Origin of the sequence: Sinorhizobium sp. B11, from assembly GCA_039725955.1 — a bacterium.
Taxonomy (GTDB): Bacteria; Pseudomonadota; Alphaproteobacteria; order Rhizobiales; family Rhizobiaceae; genus Rhizobium.
Window position 1 is genome coordinate 26,671 of sequence record CP091035.1, and the last position, 20,969, is coordinate 47,639.

Genomic DNA, 20,969 nt, shown 5'->3' on the forward strand with positions numbered 1-20,969 from the left:
AGGATCTGATCAGCAATTTCCTTAAAATCATCAGCCGCGGGGTGCAGCGAAATGTCACTGAGGATCCCGGCCAGCTGCTGAACGGAGACCGAACCTTCACGCACGCCCTTCAAGGCGTCGGTCAACTGGTTGAGCTGTCGAATCTCTGCGCTGTCGGGCGCGAAGTCAATGAAAGCGGCTTTCAGAACGCGGCTTGCTGCCTCGGCATCGCCGATGATGTCGGTAAACTGCTTCTTGAGCTGATCGCGATTGTTGATGAGCTCGGCCGGTGTTGCGCCGGGAATGGACTTCGCCCACTCGGAAGCCTTGTCCTTCGCGTTCTTATATCCTGCCACGACAAGATCAACCTGCCGCTTGTGCTCGGTGAGCGCGGATGTGGCGTTGTCGATGGAAGTCAACCAACTGGTAACGCCATAGGTGATCGCGGTCAGCGCGATTCCGATCGGACCACCGAACGCAGCCAGGAGTGTGCGAAAGGCTCCAGCAGTCACAACGAGGGTGGCCTGCAAACTCCCAACCGCACCGGCCAGCGTGACGATACCGGTGCGGGCTAGGGCGCTCTGGCTTGTCGACGCGAGAAGATTTTGACGGAAGGTGGCGAGTGTGCTCACGCTGGTTGCCAGGGTGCGGCTGAACACGGTCTGAGCGTTTGCCGCGGCCTGGGTGCGTGGGCCGATCAAAGTCAGTTCCGCGTTGAAGCTTTTCAGAGATCCGATGGTTTGCAGCGCCTTTGCGCCGACTCCTCCAAACACCTCGGCAATTTTTGCTGCTGCAAACAGCTTGGCTGCATCAGTGATGAGGCTAAAATATTTCGGCAACTCAGCTAGGATCTTTATGACCTCGCCGACGGCTTTACCGATCGCCGTGAAGGCCTGTCGACCATCGGTCGACTGAGCGAAAGCGCTAAAAGAATGCAGCGCGTCACGGAGCGCAGGCACAAAACCGTTCGCCACTGCGATCTGAGAGGATTGAACATCGTTTTGAAAGCGGCCGAGATCCGTCGTCAGGCTTTGCAGCGAGGCGCCAAGCTGCGGGCCAAAACGCCTAGTCAGCTCGTCGGCGAACTTGAGAAGAGCGGAGCGATCAGCAAGGACTTCACCCTTCTGCATCATCTTGTCGAGTTCGGCAGTTGATTTGCCGATTGCCGAAGCGAAGATGTTAAAGGCGCCCGGCAGACGCTCGCCAAGCTGGCCGCGGAGTTCTTCGGCGGAAACCTTACCTTTTGAAATCATCTGCGTCAGTGCGAGAAACACGCCTGAGGTCTCGTCGACCGATAGCTGGTTTACGCGCGCTGCTTCAGCAAGAGAAATGAAAATCTTACGCGTGTCTTCGGTCGTGAAGTTGGCAGCCCGTGCGGCAACAGCGAACTTGCCATATTCATCAGCCAAAGTAGCAAAGCTGATGCCGAGCCTATCGGCCTGATCCCGCAAGAAGGCGACCTCGGTCGCAACCTTTCCGGTGTCCTGATTGAACACTGAACCAAGGCGGCTTTGGACAGCGAACAAGACCTTGAGCTGCTCAACGAGGTTGCAAGGCACGCACAGGAGCAACGTAGTTTAGCCATCGTCGATGACACGATCGAATGGCGTCACGCCCCTGCAGACAATCTGGACGTGCAATTCGGATTGGCTGGCTGGCCGCAAACTTGCTGACATCGCGACGAGATCGCCGCCCGATCCAGGCGTGCGAAGGTCCGAACTGCGGCTGGCTTTTCCTCGACCACTCACGCAATGGTCATCGGCGCTGGTGCTCTGACAGGACGTGTGGATCACATGCCAGAGTGCGGAAATTCCGGGCCGTGCGAGCTAATTAATTGACGTGACCAAGGACTGCGCGGCTCACGCGCAAAAGGAGACAGAGCCATGTCCGCAGCTGCAGCCGGACATTCTGGAGAAAACCCGGAGACCAGTAAGTCTGCAATCTGCGACGTCATCGTCTCCTGCGCTTTAAGGCGACGCGCGAAGACCTCAACGACGCGGGCGAATTTCGAAAGCCTAGCACGTTTTCGCTTGGGACATCTCCGATATGGACGTTGCCATTGAAGGGCAGCATGCGGTGTTCGCAATGGGAAAAGAAGCCGATGTCACTGATGACCACCAGATCATCGTAGCCGCCGACATCCGAGAATGTCCGCGACGGCGGCGAGAGGCGCGACACGGACTGACCCGGACATCGGGGAAGGATGCACATGCGGGCGCCGGGTCTGAACGCTCAACACGCGCCCTCGATCGCTCATATGCGTTTCGCTCACCGAGCCAAGCTCGGCGAAAAACGAATAGCTGAGCATGCCTATTTTCATGGGTCGATTGTTGTTAGAACGATACGTATCGTTTATATAGCAATCCAACCGCTGCCGGCGCGTTTCTGCAGCCATCCCGCAAACGAGTGGCTGGCTGCGAATGCATCGGCGTGGGATGCCGCTCTCCCGGCGAGGAGGCGCAATCGGGCCGGCTACCCGATGTGTCAAACCGCGAAGCGATAGCGAAGCAAACTGTATCCGCCGCAGGGTCGTGAAAGCCCGCGTGCCGAGGTCGCTCCTGTCTCGAACCGAATTCGTCGGTTCGCAGACATCTACTCGAAGGATTTAGCAAATGGCTTGGTTGCGAAAAAAGAACCAGCAAAACATACAGTCGGAGACAAATATCAGCGTCTTGACGCAAAGCACGCGTGAAAGCCCACCGGCGAGCCCGGTTCCCGCAAACAAGGCGTCGCCGTCTGCCGTCCTTGTGCCCGTATTTGCCATTGCGGTGGCGCTTTCTGCCGTCGTCGGCGCAGGCGCCAATTGGGACTGGTGGGTGGCGAGCCAGGCCGTGCAGACGACGGACGACGCGGCGGTTTTCTCCGACGTCTCATCTGTCAGCACTCGTGTCAGCGGCACTGTCGAGGCGATTAATGTTTCCGACTACGAACAGGTCAAGGCCGGCGACCTTCTGTTTTCCATCGATCGCAAACCCTTCGAAGTCGCTCTACAGGCGGCGAAAGCAAGGCTTGCCGCTGCTCGCGCTCAGTTGGAAGACAACGACACCCAGCGTGCGTTCCAGCTGACGCAAATCGACATTGCGATCGCCCAGAAACAGGCGGCGACGGCCGACGAGGTTCAGGCGAGCAAGGAGCTCGAGCGCCAGACCAGGCTCGGCCTCGACGGCAGGGCGAGTTCGATTCAGACGCTCGAGAAGGCGACCGCCGGACGCGAGCGCGCCGTTGCGAATTCAAAAATGGCTGAGGCGACCGTTGTTGCGCAACGGGTCAAGCTGGAAGTGATTGCGAAACAGCGAGACGTGCTGATAGCGAATGCCGACACGGCCGCTGCGGACATGGTGGCGCGAGAATTGGACCGCGGCTATGCGGACATTCGCGCGCCTGTCGACGGTATTGTTGCCAAAAGGAACGTTCAGCTCGGAAACTTTGTCGCGACCGGCACAAGCATGATCTCGATCGTTCCCCTTCCGCGGGTCTATATCCTGGCCAACTACAAGGAAAACCAGCTTTCCCTTGTTCGGGAAGGTCAGCTCGTGGAGGTGTCCGTCGATCTGCTGCCCGGCAAGCGCCTGCACGGCAGAGTGTCGAGAATTTCGCCCGCAAGCGGATCGACCTTCGCCTTGCTTCCTCCCGACAATGCCACCGGCAATTTTACGAAAGTTGCCCAGCGCCTCACTGTCAGGATCGAGCTCGACCCCGATCAGCCCAATTTCGATCGGCTGCGGCCGGGCATGTCGGTCACGACGCGGATAGCCACGAAGGCAGGAAACAATGTCTAGCAGCACGCAGCATAGCGATCTTTCCCGGCAGGGAAGCGTCGCGGTTGCCATGATCATGGCCTCAATTCTGACCGCCTTCGACGTTCGCACGGCGAGCGTCGGATTGCCGGATCTTCGCGGCGCTTTCGGTCTGAGTTTTGACCAGGGCGCATGGTTGAGCACCTTTGCAACGGCTCCGCAGATACTAGTCGCGCCGTCGATCGGCTGGCTGATAGAGGCCTTCGGCGTCAAGCGGGTCATGATCGGCCCGTCGATCGTGTATGCGGCGATCTCCACCACCATCCCTTTCGTCCAAGGCTTCGAGCTTCTGATCGTGTTGCATGCGACCAGAGCCCTGGTGCTCGGCATTTTCGTTGGGGCGACGCTCTTGGTTGCGTTTCGTAACCTCGACAAAAAGTACTGGATTTTCGCCCTCGCCTTCTATGTGCTGAGAATTCCGTTTGCGCAGAATCTCGGTCTTTATACCGCCGGTAGCTATAGCCAGACTATTGGTTGGCAGTGGCTTTATTGGCAGGGCGCTATTGTCGCGCCGGTCATCGGGATCCTGTTCTGGTATGGCGGCAAACCCATGCCTGTCGATCGTGATCTCCTGAGCCGGGCCGACTGGGGCGGAATGGCGCTGTTCGGGGTGGCCTTAACGACGCTCTATTTCGCGCTGGACCAAGGCAATCGTCTTGACTGGTTTGAATCGGGCTATGTTAAATCGCTCCTCGCCGCGACAGTATTTCTGGCCGTTGTTTTTCTTTGGCATGAAACCCGCGTAAAACATCCTTGGGCGCACGTCTCGATCCTTTATCACAGGAACATCGCGCTCGGCTTTGCCGCCATCGCCTGCTTCATGATCGCAAGCCTCGGAAGCTCGCTGCTCGAGCCGAACTTTCTTGTCAGCGTTGCTCGATTGCGTCCGGAACAGGTCGGAGACTTCACCGCGCTCTGCGCCATCCTGCTACTTTTGCTGGCGACAGCGACCGCAGTCGCGCTCGTCAGGACAGTGAAGCAGCGGTCGACGCTCGCGATCGGGTTCAGCTGTTTTGTGCTGTCGGCATGGCTTGGGACCCAATTGACCAGTCAATGGTCCGTACCAGAATTCCGGCTGATTATCGTCCTGCAGACGTTCGGCGAAGAGCTCGTTTTTCTTGCCGCCGTCGCCACCCTTTTCGGCAATATCAATCCGGCTCGTGCAATCTCGCTCGTCGCCTATGTTCAGGTCATGCGCCTTATCTGTTCGGAAACTGTTGCCACAACGATGACGACGTGGATCCGCAAGCGTGAGCAACTGCATTCCTATCTTTTAGGCCTTCACGTCACCCGCACGACGCCGGGCTGGAACACGACGCTCGCTCAACTCAGATCGGGATCGACGTCCGGCGCCTCACCGGCAGAAATCACAAAGCGCGGCCTCAGCAATCTTGCAGGCATAATCCAGCGGGAAGCGAACGTACTCGCCTATATCGACGGATTCTGGATCACCTTCATCGCGGCGGTGGTCGGGCTGATCGTGGTGTCGCTGATGAAACCCTCCCCCTCACACCCGCTGACGACGCGCTGAGGAAAGAAGGTCGCTCCGGTCGAGACCGGGAGAGATGTCATGGACGATCAGCAGATCAAGGATATCACCATCTGGTTGACACAAGGAGGGCTGACAGGCCTTTCCGAAGCCGACCTCTTGGCAGGCTTCTGCGAGCGCTGCGCCGCAAGCGGCCTTCCTGTCGAACGTGCAAGCGCGGTAATGGATACTCTCCATCCGCTCTACGAGCGCCGAGCCTTTCGTTGGGATCGCACTCAGCCGGTGCAGCGTGTCGTAGAGTTGGGCATTGTCGCGCCTGTCACTGTGCCCGACAACTGGCGCCGCACGGCCTTCCATTACCTGAAGGCGACCGGCGGGAATGAACTCAGGCGGCGCATAAAACTTGGGGATCCGGCCGATTTCTATCTGCTCGACGCGATGAAGGAGGATGGGTTTACCGATTTCATCGCCATGGCGCACCGGTTCGCCAACCAGAACACGATCGGCGAAATCGACTGCTTTTTTCTCCATTTCGGGACCAGGGCGCCGGCTGGCTTCACAAAGGCGGACGAGCTTGCACTGCGTGAACTGCTGCCCTGCCTAGCGCTCGCCGTCAAATGCGTCGTCGTCAGCGGTGTGGCCAGCACCATCGCCAAGGTCCACCTCGGTGACGATGCCGCCGATCAGGTGCTGCATGGCCGGATCACCCGCGGACGTAGCGAACGCATTTCCGCAGCGCTGTGGTTCTCGGATCTCGCCAATTTCACCCGGATCTCCGATACGGTCGACCCGGAAGAAATCATTCCCATGCTGAACGACTACGCCGAGGCCGTTATCACGTCCGTTCGACAGGCCGGCGGTGAAGTCCTGAAACTGATGGGCGACGGAACACTTGCAATCTTCCGCGGCGGAACATCGAGCCAGATCTGCGCTCGCGCTCTGGAGGCACGACGACTGCTCGACGCGCGTCTCATCGATCTTAACGCGAGACGACGGGGAGTAGGCGGACCGGTTACCGATCTCTATCTCGGATTGCATGTCGGCGATGTCTTTTACGGCAATATCGGCAGTCAGGATCGCCTCGACTTCACGGTGATCGGCCCGGCAGTCAACGAGGTCAGCCGCATCACCTCGCTGTGTCGGTCGCTGCACCAGAGATTACTGATGTCGGCCCGCTTCGCAGCCTGCGTGTCTGCCTCTGAAATTGATGGTCTGCACTCGATCGGCCGGCATGTCCTGAAGGGTGTCAGACGACTCCAGGAACTGTTCACCATCGCATCCGAAAAGCGGCCGGCGGGCAATCGCATGTCGCTTCAAACCGACCCTCTTGAAGGCTCCCCGCCTCGTGCGGGAGCCCATCGACACCAAAGTACGATTGGTCGTGACAGCGTCACTAGTGTAAAAACGAAGGAAAGAGAAATGCCCTTGAAATCTCAGTCGTTCATGGCGGGCGAAAAGCCCGTCAAGCCGTCTTATCCGGCATTCAAGCTGTAGGAGCAGTTCGCATGGAAGCCTCATACATGCTTCGCTACAAGAAGATTCCCCTGGCGGGCGGCGTTGGCGAGATGCCTGCAGTTGGCTTCGGCACGCTCATTGCCGACCCGGTCGTGACAAGGCATGCGGTCGCAAAAGCGCTCTCTGTCGGCTTTCGTCATTTCGACTGCGCCGAGCGGTATCGCAACGAAGAAGCGATCGGGGACGCAATCGCCGAGGCGATCGCCGAAGGTACGATTCGCCGCGAGGAGTTGTTCATCACCACGAAGCTCTGGAACACCAACCATCGCCCCGAACGGGTAAAAGCGGCGTTCGAGGCAAGCTGTCGCCGTCTCCAAGTCGACTACGTCGACTGCTACATCATCCATACTCCCTACGCTTTTCGCCCGGGCGAGGAGATGGATCCAAGGGACGAGAATGGCCATGTTCTCTACGATTCGGAGGTCACCTTGATCGAGACCTGGCGCGCCTTGGAAGACCTTGTCGACAGCGGCCACTGTCGCTCGATCGGTCTGTCCGACATCTCATTGGAGAAGCTTAAGGAAATCGTCGCCCATGCACGCATCAAGCCTGCGGCGATCCAGGTCGAGGCACATCCTTATCTGCCCGAATGGGAACTGCTCGAATATTGCCGGGCGAATGGGATCGTCTTGCTGGCATTTGCAGCTCTCGGCCACGCGATGGAACCAAATCTGCTTGAAGACCCGGTCATCACCGGGGTCGCCAAACGTGTCAACAAGACGCCGGCCCAGGTGGCGCTTGCCTGGGCAGCGCAGCGGGGCACGGCGTTCCTAACGACCTCGGTCAAGCCGCTGCGCATCGAGGAAAACTTCGCGATTTCGAGCCTTTCGGAAAAGGATATGGAGAAGATCCGTTTCGACATATCGACGAACGTTCGCTTCAATGGGGTGGTGGATACCGGCGTGCCTGGCTTCATTCCCCGCGTCAAAGCGGAGCAGGCGGCAAAATAGGTCTGATCGTTTCGCCATTGAGCGTGTGGGGCGCAACGTCAGCTGCCTCGCACACGACCTGAGAAGACGCAGCAGCTTGCAAGAGCCGGGCGGCGCGATTGAAATGTCTGGAGGCCCGGATGGAGAATCAGAATGTCAGAGTGGCGCTCGAATTTTCGAGCGCCAGCACGAAATCTACCATGTGGATGGTTTGCTCGACTATCCGCAGTCCGTCGAGCGCCTCAGCGGTCGTCGAAATATTAGGGAAAGCCGGGTCGTTCAGCCCCACCACAAGCGATTTGATGTTAGGCGGATCGTCGGGGGCGGCAATCTCTGGGTCACCGAATTCGTGCTGACCTATGATGGCAAGCCCACCTATGCCGTCAGTATCATGGAATTTCGTGATGGGCTGGTTGCGCACGAAACACAATATTTTGCCGATCGGTTCGAGCCTGCGCCGTCTCGCGCGCATCTGGTTGAGCGATGATGCCGCGATCCTTGTTGATTGGGCGCGCGCAATTGGGATACGCGTTGATCATGAGCTCAACATCAAACACCGCCTCTCCCAGAAAACGGACCTCCGTCGGTTCGCGTCGCAATCCCGAGGCGGAGGCCGCCGTTCTTACCGCTGCGAGGGAATTGATTTGGGAAAAGGGCTACTCGGGCTTTTCCGTCGATGAAGTGGCACGCCGGGCCGGCGCCGGCAAGACGACCATCTATCGCTGGTATCCGACCAAGGCAGATCTTTTCATCGCGATCTACACGAGCGAACGTTCGGCTTCCGTGCTGGTCCCCGATACCGGAAACCTGATCGAGGACCTCGTAGAATATACGACCAGCCTCTGGAGGTTCTGGGCTTCGCATCCGGCAGGCGCGGCGCTTCGAGGGCTGATCGCCGAAGCCCAGGGCACACCGGAGGCCTTGAGCGCGCTGCGCGACAGATTTCTTCCAGACCGAACCGCGGATGTGAGGAAGATCATGACGGATGCCGCCGGACGCGGTGAACTGCGCGCGGAAGAGGTAGCTGACAAAGTCTCCCTCTGGGTTGGCTTCAGCTGGTTCAAGCTCCTGGTGGCCGAACTCAACGAGGAAAACGCAATTCGTCCGGCGATGATGCATATCGCAGATATTCCACGCATTGCGGCCCCACAATAGCAGCAGCCTGTTCGCGAGGAGATGGAAGCAGGTGCCCGTGCTGGCCGTAGCGGACCGCAGAATGTCCGTTTTTGCCTCCATGATTGACGTCGGCCTCATCGGCGATGCACTCTCCGTACTGGAAGATCTAATCGCCGCCTGGCCATGCGAAGATCAGGAAAATCGGAAACAGCGGCTCAAGCCGTGGTGGTCGCAGATCGACGCCTGGCGGGCACGCAAGGCCTTCAGCTATCGCAATTCGTCCGAGGTCAACAAAACACAATATGCCATCGAACGCCTGCGCGCGCTGACGCTGCACCGGGATGTCTACGTCACGACGGAGATCGGGCAGCATCAGATGTGGGCCGCCCAGTTCTTCCATCTCTATGAGCCGAACCGCTGGATGACCTCCGGGGGCCTCGGAACGATGGGCTATGGTCTGCCGGCAGCGATCGGGGTCCAGCTCCCCCACCCGAAGAGCCTCGTCATCGACATTGCCGGCGAAGCCTCGATCCTGATGATCATGCAGGAAATGTCCACGGCGATCCAATACAGGCTTCCGGTCAAGATCTTCATCCTGAACAACGAGTATATGGGTATGGTCGGGCAGTGGCAGGAACTGCTGTTGGTTCAGGCATGATGAGGGTGATGTTCTTCATGTCGACTGCGATCCGCCGAGCGACGTGCACGATCGTAGAACCGGAACCGATCATCAATACGCGTGCGTCCTTAAGCAAAGGCACGGCAGCCTTAGCGATGCGTTCGCGCTTGGCGACGAACAATGTATGACGTTCGGTAATCGACGGTTCGGTTCTTAACGAACGGACGGCGCCGCAGTAGGTCCGGTTGAGCACTCCTTGCTCGGTCAGCTCCTCAAGATCGCGACGGATGGTTTCGGTGGAGACATCGAGACGACGAACAAGACGGGGCTTGCCAACCAACGCGCTGGCAACAGCCCAGACATTGCGGTCAGATTTCGTATGGTACCCGTATGTCCGGCATTTCGCGAGGGAAATCCTTCGTGTTTCGGGTGATCAGTAACATCGAGTGAACATTGGCGGTTGCCCAGATAATGGCATCGGGAAGCTTGATACGATGAAGTTGTCGCAGAGATACTGCTCGTTCGGCTATGGCGTTATCGACAGCGATGACCGCAAAGCCGGCCAGGAAAGCGCGCGTTCCGTTTGCCACCTCAGGCTTGGCACCGACGAGAACCTCCATCCAGGTGATAATGCTGATCGCCTTTTCGCGATATCTTGCCAGTTCGTCTCGCGCTGGTGGAACTGCGTTGAGATAATCGATCAAGACATTTGTGTCGAAAAGAGACTTTACCATTCGCTGCGTATGTTTTCCTGATAGGTCAAACCATCGATCTTTCGATCGCCCCAAAGGCCGAACGCTTCTGCTTCGATATCGGCGTTGTTCCTAACCAGAAAGTCATTGATCGCTTTTCGGATCAGCGCTGCTCTCGACATTTTTTCCCGCTGTGCCATCCGGTCCAGCGCTCTGACTTCTGGGTCGCCGATATCTACCAACGTTCTCATGAGATAGGCTCCGATATATGATATCGGCAATATATATCATCGCTGATCGTTTTTTCAATGGCGCCCTCGGCGTTAGAACATCGCGACGCCGCACGAGCGGGGAGGTGTGGGAGCCGACGGCGCGAGACGCATCGCGGAAATCGAAGAGGATTACGACAGGTTGAACGAAATGCACGACCTCGAATTTGACATGGACATCCGACACGCCACTGCTGAAGTGGTAGGTTGATTAGCGACCGCATAGACGCTGAGGCTCGCATCCTTATCGTTCATAGCCATCCCTCCATCTTCGTGCCCATGCGGAGACCCGGGTACCCATCGTTGATGGCTCGTCTTTGTTTGACGACGACGAAAATGAGCAGGCATCCTTTAGGTCAGAGAAGCTGGGCGCTAGATGTCAGCAGTTGCTTTCGATAAGCTATGGTGGAGACGATTCGGGTGACGCTGGAAGATGGAGCGCTTCGATGAGCCTTGGTAAGGGACATCTGTCCGTTGTGATTTTGGTGGCCTGCGCGATGGCGTCCTGCCAAACGGCAGACAAGCCACCTCAACCGCGTTTTACATCAATCAGCAAAAGTTCACCGGCCACAACCACGGCAGCGAACACGGTCACGGCCAATCGGTACTTCATCGAGTTTCGATCGCGCTATGCCTTGAGCTACGGCCATACCTATGTGGTCTTCGGCAAACTGGACAAGGGCGGAAACCCGATCAATCCGGAGGTCGCAGGCCTTGCGCCCGCCTCTCATGATCCAAGCGACTACGTGCTCGGCCATTTCGTGCCGGTACCAGCCACGACCGGATGGACGGACGGCGACCTTGAAGAACAATATCGCTCCGCAAGCTGGCGCGTGCTCTTATCTCGGGACGAGTACAATGATGTCGTGGCCTTTATCCGAAAGCAACAGGCGGTATCCAAAACCTGGGAAGCGACAGTCAATAACTGCAACGCCTGGACCGGGGAAATCGCCCGCCATATGGGGTATAAGGTACCAGGCATCTGGCTTAGACCACAGCAATTCATCACCCAACTTCGCGAGATGAATGCCGCTCAAGCATAGCTTCTTAGATCACGGAGAAGACGGTACCGACACTGCTGCGGTTTTCGCAAGGCAGTATACGGTCCGCGTCGCGAACCGTTCGACGCTGCGCCTTCGCATTCCTCAGGAAGATGTTCGCATAGTCAAGGCCCCTAGCCACGACACCGTCAGACTCGCGAACCGCAGCGCCGACATACGGAAGGCTTCTGGACGAAGGTAACGTCGGCGGACGTCTATGATATCGCCGAGTTGACGGCGTGGCATGATTCCACCGACGAAGGCGCCTCCACAATCAATTCCTCATCGTTTGCCCTTATAAGGCTGGAGGCCAGCCAGCAGCGCAGCGCATGCAAGTGCTACAGTTCGATCCGCGCCCTGATTCAGAAAACGGCTGATCGATTGCGGGCTGCGGCCTAAGAGAGCCCCGCATTGGCTTTTATTCAAGCCTTTGGCCGACCGCATGGCCTCGAGCCAGTAAAGGAAATCCTCAGCATTCATTCTGGCCTCAATTCTTCAAGCGCAGGCTAAAGGGTCCGCGCGACGGTTTTTTCGATTGTGGCCCTTTTGGATTGCCCTTGGGTTGAAATTCCGCGACGGCCTTGTTGACCTTCCTCATCATGGCGTCATCCTTGAGACTTGGTGAAATTCCGCGCGTGCCGGGATTGCCGCATTCTTGCCTCGGTCTTGTAGAATTCGATCTCGCCGCAATCACGCCAGCGGGCAGCAAGCAGGCCCGATCCATCATCAACCAAATATTGAGCATCGCCCCGCGCCGTCAGCCTTGCGGCCATCACGATAACGTCCTTGCGGGACTTGGGATCGAAGGCAAGACGCGGGGTATCAAACTGCTGGGGCTCATTGGCGGATCGCATGCGACGCGATACCACCACCATGTCGACAAAAGTGCATTTACCATATCGGCCGTTTCGTTCGATCACCTTGCCCTCTGACATCCGAAGCAGCTCATCGGGAGTAAATATCTCGGCCAATTCGTCGCGCTTGTATTCGCGCACATATTCGGCCGCGCCATTCGTTGGCGATGTCTCGGTACAAAGCATGTAGGTGTGTGGAATTGGCATGGTTGCACCGGCACTGTTTCAATGACCGTTATTTCTCATTTTGTGAAGGATCTTGCGAGAGAAGTGCCGTCAAAACGAGGCCCTACTTTTGACAACCGGGTATTGGACGTCACGCAGAAGCTTTCCACGACAACTTCCTCTCTACGGGAACGTGAACTTCAGCACCTCGTTCAAAAAATCAGAGCCACGGCGGACAGGCCGCAGTTGATGGCCTTTTCGAGCGCAGCGCCGTTTCCATACTAGGCCACGTGAAAACATCAACGACCGAAACACTGGGAAACTGGGCTGCCGTCACAACGGGGCGATATGGGCATGAACCACCAATCGTCTTCTCAGCAGTATACCCCATTGGGAACAATCGCCGTGCCTAGAAGTTTATTTATCAGTCGGGCGTAGGCGTAATGGAGCGTGGTGCTCTCCCGTCCCTTGGTCTCCGAGGTTGCTTCCAGCTTTCGAGCTGTGACGCGGGGTTCGAATCCCTGCCCCGACAACCACCTTCGATACAATCTCAACGGGGCAAGAATGCCTGATTACCTAGCAAACGGCCGCACACCATCAGCCTGACGATGGCCATTTGGCATACTCTCGTGGATGTGTCCGCTGTCGGAAGAAGCCTCCATGGCGCTAAAGATTCCGATCATGGCTTCTGGGGCCGAACCCCCGCCGTCGCAATCGCCGAACACTATTGATCGGGTCATCTCCGCCGAACATCAGCCAGCCCTACGTGTCGGAATCAATTCCTCAACATAAGGTCGTAAGCCATTGAAAAATGATTCGTTTCGAGTCGGAACGAATCACCTTCGCACGTCTTTGAGTCGAGCAGCATTGATTCGGAGTGTCGCGTTATGCCGTCAGGACACCGTGCCCAGTGGAAGGGCTTTCTGAAGGTTGGGGAAGTCGCCTGTGGGGTGGCCCTCTACACGGCCGCCTCTACCGCTGATCGCATTACCTTCAACACCGTCAACAAAGCGACAGGCAACCGGGTGAACCGTATTTTCGTAGATAGCGAAACCGATGACCCCGTTCCGAAAGAGGAACAGACCAAAGGTTTCGAGATCGACGACGGCCGATACATCATGATCGATCCGGAAGAGATCGCCGCTGCAATTCCCCAAAGCAGCAAGACGCTCGAGGTTGAAGCGTTCGTCCCCTGCTCTGAGGTAGACGACGTCTATTTCGATAAGCCCTACTACCTGACCCCGAGCGACCGCGCCGGCTCAGACGCGTTCACACTCCTTCGGGACGGAATGAAGAAAGCGGAAGTCGCCGCCATCGCTAAAACCGTCTTGTTCCGGCGAATGCGCACGGTACTCATTCGTCCCCACGGCAACGGGATGATCGCTACGACCCTACAGTTCGATTACGAGGTTCGTTCGTCGAAGACGGCTTTTGAAGCCATACTTCGCGAGAGCGCAGGCCTCGCCGGCAAATCTAGCGAGCAACCCAAACGCACGGCCGCCAATGCCAATAGGGGCATTCAGCGGCAGCGCGCCACGCGCGGGGCGGCCAAATCCGCCGCACCAGCCGCCCCGCGACGTAAGGCTGGATAGGACAACGAACGATGGCGCCCCGCCACTATTGGAAAGGCTACCTCAAGCTATCTCTTGTCACCTGCCCCGTGACAATGTCGCCGGCGACTTCGGAATCCGAGAAACTTCGCTTCCATACCCTCAATCGCGCGACAGGAAATCGCGTCGTCTCGCAGTACGTCGACTCCGTCACGGGTAAGCCGGTCAAAGATGGGAACGATGTCAGGGGCTATGCCCGCGGTGAGAACGACTACGTGATCCTAACGGAAGAAGACCTGGACTCGGTGGCGCTCGACACCGTCCGAACGATTGACATCGAGAGGTTCGTGCCCGCCGCCTCCATTGGCTGGACTTATCTGGAAAAGGCCCACTACCTGGCACCGGACGATCCAGTCGGCCACGAGGCGTTCTCGGTCATCCGCGACGCCATGAAAGCATCGAAGGTCGTGGGGGTCTCCAAGCTGGTCATCGGTCGTAGGGAACGCGCGGTGATCCTCGAACCGCGCGATGAAGGCATCGTGCTTTGGACCCTTCGCTTCGGCGACGAGGTCCGACCCGAGGAATCCTACTTCGAGGGGATCGACAGCGACTCCGAGAAAGATGCGCTTCCCTTGGTGGAGAAGCTGATCAAACAGCGAACGAAACATTGGTCACCCGCCATGGTAACCGATCCCGTACAGGAAGCATTGCTGGCTCTCATCGAGGAGAAGAAGAAAGCGCTGAAGCCAAGGAAGACCACCAAAGGCAAAGGCAAAAAACCTGAAAACGCTCCGGCCTCCAATGTCGTCAACATCATGGACGCTCTTCGCAAGTCCGTTGAGAAGGACCTGAACTCGCGGAAGGCCGGATAAGGAGTTATTCGATGAATGACGTTGCGTTCGCAACGATCAGGGAGGTCGCAGTCGGTCTTCCCGATTCAGATCGTTTCAGCACCGCCACGACTGTCTCGGACATGATGGGGATACTCATGTCTAAGCGCTGGCCCAAGCGGGCAAATGACACGGTATGGCAGAATGCTCTTGCCACCTGCGTCAGAGCTATGCAGCTTGAGACAGATACCACGAAGGCCAGAAAAGCCTTCGTCGCCGCCGCAAGGGATGCGGGGTTGAAGGTTCTCCCAGACGACGAACAGAAGCCAAGGATGCGAGCGAGGTCGTCAGCAAACCGGCCGACGGTGCAGTGGCGACAGCCGCATGCAAACCCCGAAAGACACCGTCGCTGACCGAGCGAGCGCGTCCCTGAAGCGATACTGCCCTCACCCAAATGTTACGATTTGGACCTGTACGGCGCTTCGTAATCAGCCGACATAATCATGCACACGGTTAGGCAGGGGCGGTGATCGCCCCGAAGCAGTCCTAGTTGCGCTGCACGCAGGCCATTCCCTTCGAGCCCGTGCTCGCAAGCAAGGCGAAGCAACTGCTCACCATCAATAGGCGATATCGAATTGCAGCACGCGCCAACAACCGTCATTGGCGATCAAGTTCCCTTAACGCCGCATGCATCTCGTTGATGGAACCTCTAAGGCCGCGGCGGGACTGGTGCAGGATTTGAACGTGACAGCGTCCTAGTATGGCAGCACGTATTGCGGGATCAAGCTTGCGCGATGATGCTTTGAGACCCGCCTGACAAATTCAAACGTCAACAGGCGTGTTGAGGCGGAAGTTGGTCAGCAGGAATGGTCGGAATTGTGATCGGACACGGGTTGTGCCCGCCCATTGAACAGACTTTGCTGCAGCGAAGCCATGCTGAGGGCGTATCCCGATTCGATAGGGCAGGTTGCGTATTCCGGGTCGATGGCACTCCTGGTCAGCCTATGGAACAAAACGACAATCTGTTGCTTTGTGCTTGTTGAGGTCGCGTGCTGTGTCGCCTGACGTGACGGGGATGACGAAGGCGATGAGTTTTCGGTTTCTCATCGCAGAGTACCGCGGCGGGCAAAGGTGGTAGGCGATCAGGCGTCTGAGCAAGGTGATGAAAACGGCGGCATGACAGACGACCGAGCGCATAGCCAATACAATTTCCGCAGCATCGACCGTCTGGCCCGCCTTCGCCGCATGCGTGGGTTGGCGCGGCTCATGGACACCGCGCTGCGCGTTCCCGGAACACGCTTTTCGCTTGGAGCAGATTCGATGATCGGGCTGGTCCCTGGTATTGGTGACTTCGCCGGGGCTGCGATCAGTCTCTACATCGTCAATGAGGCCCGGAGGCTTGGCGTGCCGAATGACAAGCTTTTTAGGATGCTGGTCAATATCGGTTTCGATGCGGCGGCGGGGAGCGTTCCGTTGGTCGGGGACCTGTTTGACGTCTACTTCAAATCCAACCGCCGTAACCTCGACCTCGTTCTGGATCACTTCGGTCTTGACCATTCCGATCTCGATCGCAAACGCCCGACAGGTGAGTGAACCGGCCTGTTCGGCCGGTACGCTCACTCAATATCCGTAGCGCCGATCAAGTTCATTGAGGGCAGCCTGAACCTCATCGATGGAAACCGGCTCCGGTGTCCCTGGCATATGGCGGAACGCCGGCTTCGAGTCGACCGCGTAGAAGTCCGAGGCCCAAGACGCCAGGATCGTTCGTTTGTCGTCTGCGGAAAGTGCAGGCGCTTTTACCACCTCGAGCGGCCGCTCAATCTCTATGCCCTGAAGAAGAATCTTCGGACCCATCGCAGCGGCGCTGCTTGCGGCCTGCCGCAACATCTCGTGCATACCGGCCTCCTTAGCGAACATGCGGATCTTTGTCATGCCTGCGGCGGGAGGCGGCGATCACATCGGTTTCCGGCGCCAACAGATCATGTTTTTCTGCAAAGGCAGCGAACAGGCCACGCGCGGTCTCCGCTTCGATATCGCCGCGCAGCGCGGCACTGCATGCCTTGAGCGCCACTGAATGCGCCGTATCGCGCAACGATGCTGGCCATTCGGCCAGATGCCGGTAGGCGTCCATGACGGTGTGGACCTCAGCCGGAAAGCCAAGGCCGACGAGGATGGTAACAGGTTGTCTGAACATATCGGGTTTCATCGCTTTCTCCTTCCCAACCCGGACAGTTGGGCGCCGTAGCTACGGCGCCCTTACCTTGCTGACAATACGGTTTACGCTGCCTTCTGCGCTTCGATCTGCGCCGGAGGGACCTTTTGTGTAAGAGCCGGGTTGGTCTGGATATCGATCCTCCGCGGCTTCAAAGCCTCCGGGATCTCCCGAACGAGATCGATCGACAGGAGACCATTCTGCAGATCGGCGCTGTTGACCCGAACATGGTCGGCAAGCTCGAAGCGGTGCTCGAAAGGCCGGCCGACAATGCCGCGATGCAGGTAGTCGTCATTGGCGGTCTCCTGCTTCTTGCCGGTGACGGTCAGAAGGTTGGACTGGAAAGTGATGTCGAGCTCGCCCTCGGCAAAGCCGGCCACCGCAATCGAGATCCGGTAGCTGTCATCGCCGGTCTTGACGATGTCATAGGGCGGCCAGTCGCTGATCGAACGGGCGCGCTGGGCGTTTTCGAGAAGATTGAAGACCCGATCGAAGCCGACAGTCGAACGGAACAAGGGTGCATAGTCATAAGATGTTGCCATAGCCATATCCTCCTTGAAGCAACATGGGTACGGAAGCGCCGAAAGGCAGCGCTCCCAGCAAGGCCAGCTCTGTCTTCAGCAGCTGGCGGCAATCGATTTGGTTTTTGGGAATTTCGGTTTCAAGAGCGTCAGCAGAAAAAAACTGAAAGTGAACAACGGCCGCCAACTTCAGCTAGGCGCAAGGACACGAGATTGCTTTATCCGATGATTTTTTGTTCCGCTGTTTACGTGGCAACTTCTAAAAATGACTGTGATTGCCGCCAGTCGTCCTCCTTGAAACACGAACTTGCAAGGAGAAAGGTCGTTGTGACACACGACTTCAACGCCAGCGCCTCGCGCAGCTGGTGATGCCAGAAGCCCCTCCGTCGCATCGTGATACCGGCGTATTAACCGCGCGGCGTCGATCAGGATGTCGTCGCTGTGCCATGAAAGGTCCTGGGGCACCTGCCAAAATCTTCCCTGCCGGTCAAATTAAAGATATCAATAGGGATCATTTTCAAAAATAAGATCCGTTAACATATCATTCGCAGGTCTCTACGGTGAGGCGCGAAACGTTGCTGTCCTTCTCGCCAAGCAGGGGATGGCGACCTCAAAGACAGGCTGAAGCAAATACGCGGGCAAACCTATGAGGAGGCGATCGCCGCTTTGGATTCGTCGCGCGCACGAGCGCTCATGCTGGACTTGACGCACTTGCTGCATTGCGGTCCGTACCTGACACACAAGGATCAAGGCGTCGATCGCGACGCGAGGACATTTGCAGCAAGCGTTTGGAAAAAATGCGCAAGAAGCTGAAGAAGCATGGCCGCGCACTTGCCAAGGTCGACGACGAACATCGCCATCAGGTGCGCAAGGACGCAAAAAAGCTGCGATATGGCGCAGAGTTTTTCGGCTCGCTGTGCGACGCCAACAACGAAACGCGGCGGCATAGGAAATTCCTTGCGGCGATGAGCACGATGCAGGATTGCCTCGGCGATCTCAACGACCTCGCCACGGGGGCCGGATGTGCTCAGCGAGCATGGACTGGAAAACCACTTGCGCGCGACACTGTCATCTCCCATGCCGACAAGGATGCGCTGATTGTAGCAGCCCAGGGCGCAGTGGATGATGTTCTCGATGCCAAGCGCTCCTGGCGCTGACTGGCCTGTTACAAGGGTGGCCGGCACGGCGAGGTCAGGCCCGCGCCCTATCCTGTCGGACTTTTGGCCGGTGGCGAAGACCCGAGCGATGGCGGAAGCGGAGGATACCGACCGCTTTTGCGGCCCGTATAGCAGGCCAGCGTCGCTCGATACCGGAACCTTTTTCTCCGGCAGTCATTGGCCGCAAAGGCCAGGAACTCCTGATCGATCGAGAAGGCATCCTTCTGCCCGACGTCGGCGATGCCATCGCCGAGGCGCTCGCCTGCGTGCAGGTGGGTCGAGGTCCGCAAGACGGCGGGTCTGGTCGGAAGACCTTCGAGATTATGGACGGTACCGGCAGGCTGCTTGCCACCGTCCCCATTAACTGAATCGCTGACAAAACGCTCGCTCCACAGCGAATTGAGCGAAACCTTTTCTGGCTCGTCGTGTTTCTAACCGGCAATCCCGAACTCGTTCCGAGGGACCTTGTCGTGACCAAATCGCCGATCCCGACGCCATCGGCCTGCCCTGAGCGAGGCTGCGGCATCTCGTCGGTCGCGATCGACCTTTCAAAAACCAGCGGCCATGAAACCGAAGCCTGAGGGGCGGCCTGCAGGACCGTAGAGGGCGAATGGATCTGGAATTCCCTATCGGAAATCCGTGCCGATCTCGAAGGTCCCACCTGCCCGTCTCATTTGCTCGGGCGTGTCGACATCGATACGCGCCGCCTCGCCGATCTCGACGTCAACAAGTCCAATGCCGCTGGTTTCAATCAAGCGCCGCGCGCCGTTGTCGCCGGTAAAACCTTTGAGCTGACCATAAAGCTGGCGCGGAAAGATCACAGGATTGCCGGGTTTTCCTTGCCCGACCGCCCGCACGATACAGGACGCGCGACGGGCCCCGAATGTCAGGAGAAGCTTGTCGAGATCCTCTTGCTTTATGCCGGGCATGTCGGCCAGCATGACCATGACACCATCGGATCCGTCACCTTCGGCGACTGTCACGCCGCAGGCGATCGAACTTGCCATTCCTGACAGGTGGTTCTCGTTGTGAACGATCCGAAGATCGAGATCGGCTACCGCATTTTCGATCTCGATGCGGCGATGGCCGCTCACCACGACCACGGACCGAGCCAAGCACCCCAGTGCGGCGAGCGCGGAGCGTCGCACGAGGGGCACGCCCGCGAATGTCGCCAGCAGCTTGTGCCTACCGCCCATGCGGCTCGATTGGCCGGCGGCCAGAAGAACGATGGTCACCGACACCGCCGGTGCGTGGATTTCCGAGCGCGTATTCATCGGTATGCAGCCAGCCGGCGGGCAGCGATATCGGCCAGGATCGACAATGCGAGCGATGTCGCGTCGCGAGTCGGACCGAAACAGCCGATCGGCGCCTTGATCCTATCGGTATCAGCATTGTCCCATCCCCGTTCGCGCAGGCCTGCCACCCGCCGCCGGTGCGTCCGGGCGCTTCCGAGGGCGCCGATGTAAAAGGCCGCGGACTGCAGTGAAGCATCAACGATCGCGCGCTCGTCATCGAGATCGTGATGAAGCAAGACAACGGCAGTAAACGCATCGACGACAACCTCGCCGCATTCCACCTGATCAGCGTCCACGACCTCGTAGCCTGACGCTTTGGCGAGATCCTTGAGCCTTATCTCCTCAATATTTTGGCCGGAAATGACAACACGCGTCACCGGCCGATAAAGACTGACGAACCCTTCGCCACCCCATCCTGGCTTCGACGACGCGTCCGCAAACGCGAGGATTTGCCGGTCGGGATCGTATCGCAGTGCTGCCGAACGACGACGCGCAAGGTTCTCGATCACATGCCTGAGTGCAGCGTCATCTCTCAGCACGTGGACGGCGATGGTGATGCCTCCGCCGCAGGGCAGGACAATGTCATAGAAGGGTGAGCCCTGCCCGAAGAGAATAACTCGGTCCCTGCCCGTGGCCATGGCGCGCAGCGCTTCCGATGCTACGGCCGCTTCGACGCATCCCCCCGAGACGTAGCCGCAAAAGCGGCCATCGCCCGCGATCACGACATGTGATCCGAGCGCACGGGCAGCGCCTCCGCGGATATCGACGAGCGTTGCCAGCGCCACGGGTCCGTGACGATAGGCTTCCAATGCGAAATTCAGGATGTCGACCGGATTGTCGGACAGGATTGCGCGCCTCGGGGTCGGCGTCGGGATCGTCGTGAGCATCTCGTTCATTACATGTCTCTTTGTCTTCTTCCGATACCTGACAGCGTTTCAAT

At 58.1% G+C, this 20,969-nt stretch carries 23 protein-coding genes and 3 pseudogenes; 16 read left to right on the forward strand and 10 right to left on the reverse strand.

The features are described from left to right. Positions 1-41: 41 nt before the first annotated feature. From LVY75_33115 to LVY75_33125, 3 genes are all read left to right on the forward strand, one after another. Positions 42-554 (forward strand): hypothetical protein, encoded by a 513-nt coding sequence (locus LVY75_33115; protein XAZ26150.1) that lies wholly within the window; start codon positions 42-44, stop codon positions 552-554. 357 nt (positions 555-911) lie between these two features. Beyond that, the gene (locus tag LVY75_33120; GenBank protein ID XAZ26151.1) at positions 912-1,133 is read left to right on the forward strand and encodes a hypothetical protein; all 222 of its coding nucleotides are present in this window, start codon (positions 912-914) and stop codon (positions 1,131-1,133) included. 449 nt (positions 1,134-1,582) lie between these two features. Further along, a complete protein-coding gene (locus LVY75_33125; GenBank protein XAZ26152.1) occupies positions 1,583-1,813 on the forward strand; it encodes a CGNR zinc finger domain-containing protein in 231 nt (76 codons plus the stop codon). Between the two features lie 93 nt (positions 1,814-1,906). Here LVY75_33125 and LVY75_33130 read toward each other — a convergent pair. Continuing rightward, a pseudogene (locus tag LVY75_33130) lies at positions 1,907-2,130 on the reverse strand (GTP cyclohydrolase I). Between the two features lie 521 nt (positions 2,131-2,651). Here LVY75_33130 and LVY75_33135 point away from each other — a divergent pair. The 7 genes and pseudogenes from LVY75_33135 to LVY75_33165 all read left to right on the forward strand — a co-directional run bounded on the left by LVY75_33135 (position 2,652) and on the right by LVY75_33165 (position 9,468). Further along, positions 2,652-3,758 (forward strand): HlyD family secretion protein, encoded by a 1,107-nt coding sequence (locus LVY75_33135; GenBank protein XAZ26153.1) that lies wholly within the window; start codon positions 2,652-2,654, stop codon positions 3,756-3,758. Between the two features lie 49 nt (positions 3,759-3,807). After that, positions 3,808-5,307, forward strand: coding sequence for an MFS transporter (locus LVY75_33140; GenBank protein ID XAZ26354.1), 1,500 nt, complete (start codon positions 3,808-3,810; stop codon positions 5,305-5,307). A gap of 39 nt (positions 5,308-5,346) precedes the next feature. After that, positions 5,347-6,540 (forward strand): annotated as a pseudogene (locus LVY75_33145) (adenylate/guanylate cyclase domain-containing protein). 230 nt (positions 6,541-6,770) lie between these two features. Beyond that, entirely contained in the window at positions 6,771-7,730 is a 960-nt protein-coding gene (locus LVY75_33150) for an aldo/keto reductase (GenBank protein XAZ26154.1), read from the forward strand. Positions 7,731-7,833: 103 nt separating this feature from the next. Then, positions 7,834-8,196, forward strand: a complete 363-nt coding sequence (locus tag LVY75_33155; GenBank protein XAZ26355.1) for a nuclear transport factor 2 family protein — start codon at positions 7,834-7,836, stop codon at positions 8,194-8,196. A gap of 50 nt (positions 8,197-8,246) precedes the next feature. Then, a complete protein-coding gene (locus LVY75_33160; GenBank protein XAZ26155.1) occupies positions 8,247-8,864 on the forward strand; it encodes a TetR/AcrR family transcriptional regulator in 618 nt (205 codons plus the stop codon). Between the two features lie 82 nt (positions 8,865-8,946). Beyond that, positions 8,947-9,468, forward strand: a pseudogene (locus LVY75_33165) (thiamine pyrophosphate-dependent enzyme). On the opposite strand, the gene LVY75_33170 reads toward LVY75_33165, so the two are convergent. Genes LVY75_33170 through LVY75_33180 form a run of 3 tightly spaced genes read right to left on the reverse strand, consistent with a single transcriptional unit; the run spans position 9,416 to position 10,387 of the window. Beyond that, complete coding sequence (locus LVY75_33170; GenBank protein ID XAZ26156.1) at positions 9,416-9,784, reverse strand: DeoR family transcriptional regulator; 369 nt, start codon at positions 9,782-9,784, stop codon at positions 9,416-9,418. The pseudogene LVY75_33165 and the gene LVY75_33170 sit on opposite strands and share 53 nt — an antisense overlap. Before the next feature lie 28 nt (positions 9,785-9,812). Then, positions 9,813-10,178 (reverse strand): type II toxin-antitoxin system VapC family toxin, encoded by a 366-nt coding sequence (locus LVY75_33175; protein XAZ26157.1) that lies wholly within the window; start codon positions 10,176-10,178, stop codon positions 9,813-9,815. After that, positions 10,172-10,387: a ribbon-helix-helix domain-containing protein gene (locus LVY75_33180; protein XAZ26158.1), complete on the reverse strand. Its 216-nt coding sequence runs from the start codon at positions 10,385-10,387 to the stop codon at positions 10,172-10,174. The genes LVY75_33175 and LVY75_33180 overlap by 7 nt, the downstream gene beginning before the upstream one ends. A 464-nt stretch (positions 10,388-10,851) precedes the next feature. On the opposite strand from LVY75_33180, the gene LVY75_33185 reads away from it, so the two are divergent. Then, the gene (locus tag LVY75_33185; protein XAZ26159.1) at positions 10,852-11,448 is read left to right on the forward strand and encodes a hypothetical protein; all 597 of its coding nucleotides are present in this window, start codon (positions 10,852-10,854) and stop codon (positions 11,446-11,448) included. A 602-nt stretch (positions 11,449-12,050) separates the two neighbouring features. Here the strand turns inward: LVY75_33185 and LVY75_33190 are convergent. Beyond that, positions 12,051-12,440, reverse strand: coding sequence for a hypothetical protein (locus LVY75_33190; protein ID XAZ26160.1), 390 nt, complete (start codon positions 12,438-12,440; stop codon positions 12,051-12,053). Between the two features lie 911 nt (positions 12,441-13,351). Between LVY75_33190 and LVY75_33195 the strand changes: the two genes are divergently transcribed. The 4 genes from LVY75_33195 (at position 13,352) to LVY75_33210 (ending at position 16,437) form a co-directional block, all read left to right on the forward strand. Then, positions 13,352-14,056, forward strand: a complete 705-nt coding sequence (locus LVY75_33195) for a Ku protein (GenBank protein XAZ26161.1) — start codon at positions 13,352-13,354, stop codon at positions 14,054-14,056. An 11-nt stretch (positions 14,057-14,067) separates the two neighbouring features. Next, positions 14,068-14,886, forward strand: a complete 819-nt coding sequence (locus LVY75_33200) for a Ku protein (GenBank protein XAZ26162.1) — start codon at positions 14,068-14,070, stop codon at positions 14,884-14,886. Positions 14,887-14,897: 11 nt separating this feature from the next. Continuing rightward, entirely contained in the window at positions 14,898-15,257 is a 360-nt protein-coding gene (locus LVY75_33205; protein ID XAZ26163.1) for a DUF982 domain-containing protein, read from the forward strand. A 763-nt stretch (positions 15,258-16,020) separates the two neighbouring features. Further along, positions 16,021-16,437, forward strand: a complete 417-nt coding sequence (locus tag LVY75_33210; protein XAZ26356.1) for a DUF4112 domain-containing protein — start codon at positions 16,021-16,023, stop codon at positions 16,435-16,437. A gap of 27 nt (positions 16,438-16,464) precedes the next feature. On the opposite strand, the gene LVY75_33215 is transcribed toward LVY75_33210, so the two are convergent. The 3 genes from LVY75_33215 to LVY75_33225 all read right to left on the reverse strand — a co-directional run bounded on the left by LVY75_33215 (position 16,465) and on the right by LVY75_33225 (position 17,598). Further along, positions 16,465-16,776, reverse strand: coding sequence for a hypothetical protein (locus LVY75_33215; GenBank protein XAZ26164.1), 312 nt, complete (start codon positions 16,774-16,776; stop codon positions 16,465-16,467). Then, positions 16,751-17,050 (reverse strand): DUF982 domain-containing protein, encoded by a 300-nt coding sequence (locus tag LVY75_33220; GenBank protein XAZ26165.1) that lies wholly within the window; start codon positions 17,048-17,050, stop codon positions 16,751-16,753. Before LVY75_33220 ends, LVY75_33215 begins: the two co-directional genes overlap by 26 nt. A 71-nt stretch (positions 17,051-17,121) precedes the next feature. After that, entirely contained in the window at positions 17,122-17,598 is a 477-nt protein-coding gene (locus tag LVY75_33225) for an Hsp20 family protein (GenBank protein ID XAZ26166.1), read from the reverse strand. A gap of 698 nt (positions 17,599-18,296) precedes the next feature. Between LVY75_33225 and LVY75_33230 the strand changes: the two genes are divergently transcribed. Further along, positions 18,297-18,734, forward strand: a complete 438-nt coding sequence (locus LVY75_33230; protein ID XAZ26167.1) for a CHAD domain-containing protein — start codon at positions 18,297-18,299, stop codon at positions 18,732-18,734. Positions 18,735-19,360: 626 nt separating this feature from the next. Here the strand turns inward: LVY75_33230 and LVY75_33235 are convergent. After that, entirely contained in the window at positions 19,361-20,008 is a 648-nt protein-coding gene (locus tag LVY75_33235) for a nucleotidyltransferase family protein (protein XAZ26168.1), read from the reverse strand. Beyond that, complete coding sequence (locus LVY75_33240) at positions 20,005-20,925, reverse strand: XdhC family protein (protein ID XAZ26169.1); 921 nt, start codon at positions 20,923-20,925, stop codon at positions 20,005-20,007. The genes LVY75_33235 and LVY75_33240 overlap by 4 nt, the downstream gene beginning before the upstream one ends. Positions 20,926-20,969 lie beyond the last annotated feature (44 nt).

Coding starts and splice junctions, on each gene's coding strand:
- LVY75_33120 (XAZ26151.1), top strand. CDS start 912: ATGCAGCGCGTCACGGAGCGCAGGCACAAAACCGTTCGCCACTGCGAT.
- LVY75_33125 (XAZ26152.1), top strand. CDS start 1,583: ATGGCGTCACGCCCCTGCAGACAATCTGGACGTGCAATTCGGATTGGC.
- LVY75_33140 (XAZ26354.1), top strand. CDS start 3,808: ATGATCATGGCCTCAATTCTGACCGCCTTCGACGTTCGCACGGCGAGC.
- LVY75_33150 (XAZ26154.1), top strand. CDS start 6,771: ATGGAAGCCTCATACATGCTTCGCTACAAGAAGATTCCCCTGGCGGGC.
- LVY75_33155 (XAZ26355.1), top strand. CDS start 7,834: ATGTCTGGAGGCCCGGATGGAGAATCAGAATGTCAGAGTGGCGCTCGA.
- LVY75_33160 (XAZ26155.1), top strand. CDS start 8,247: ATGAGCTCAACATCAAACACCGCCTCTCCCAGAAAACGGACCTCCGTC.
- LVY75_33175 (XAZ26157.1), bottom strand. CDS start 10,178: ATGGTAAAGTCTCTTTTCGACACAAATGTCTTGATCGATTATCTCAAC.
- LVY75_33180 (XAZ26158.1), bottom strand. CDS start 10,387: ATGAGAACGTTGGTAGATATCGGCGACCCAGAAGTCAGAGCGCTGGAC.
- LVY75_33185 (XAZ26159.1), top strand. CDS start 10,852: ATGAGCCTTGGTAAGGGACATCTGTCCGTTGTGATTTTGGTGGCCTGC.
- LVY75_33195 (XAZ26161.1), top strand. CDS start 13,352: ATGCCGTCAGGACACCGTGCCCAGTGGAAGGGCTTTCTGAAGGTTGGG.
- LVY75_33200 (XAZ26162.1), top strand. CDS start 14,068: ATGGCGCCCCGCCACTATTGGAAAGGCTACCTCAAGCTATCTCTTGTC.
- LVY75_33205 (XAZ26163.1), top strand. CDS start 14,898: ATGAATGACGTTGCGTTCGCAACGATCAGGGAGGTCGCAGTCGGTCTT.
- LVY75_33210 (XAZ26356.1), top strand. CDS start 16,021: ATGACAGACGACCGAGCGCATAGCCAATACAATTTCCGCAGCATCGAC.
- LVY75_33215 (XAZ26164.1), bottom strand. CDS start 16,776: ATGACAAAGATCCGCATGTTCGCTAAGGAGGCCGGTATGCACGAGATG.
- LVY75_33220 (XAZ26165.1), bottom strand. CDS start 17,050: ATGAAACCCGATATGTTCAGACAACCTGTTACCATCCTCGTCGGCCTT.
- LVY75_33225 (XAZ26166.1), bottom strand. CDS start 17,598: ATGGCAACATCTTATGACTATGCACCCTTGTTCCGTTCGACTGTCGGC.
- LVY75_33235 (XAZ26168.1), bottom strand. CDS start 20,008: ATGAATACGCGCTCGGAAATCCACGCACCGGCGGTGTCGGTGACCATC.
- LVY75_33240 (XAZ26169.1), bottom strand. CDS start 20,925: ATGAACGAGATGCTCACGACGATCCCGACGCCGACCCCGAGGCGCGCA.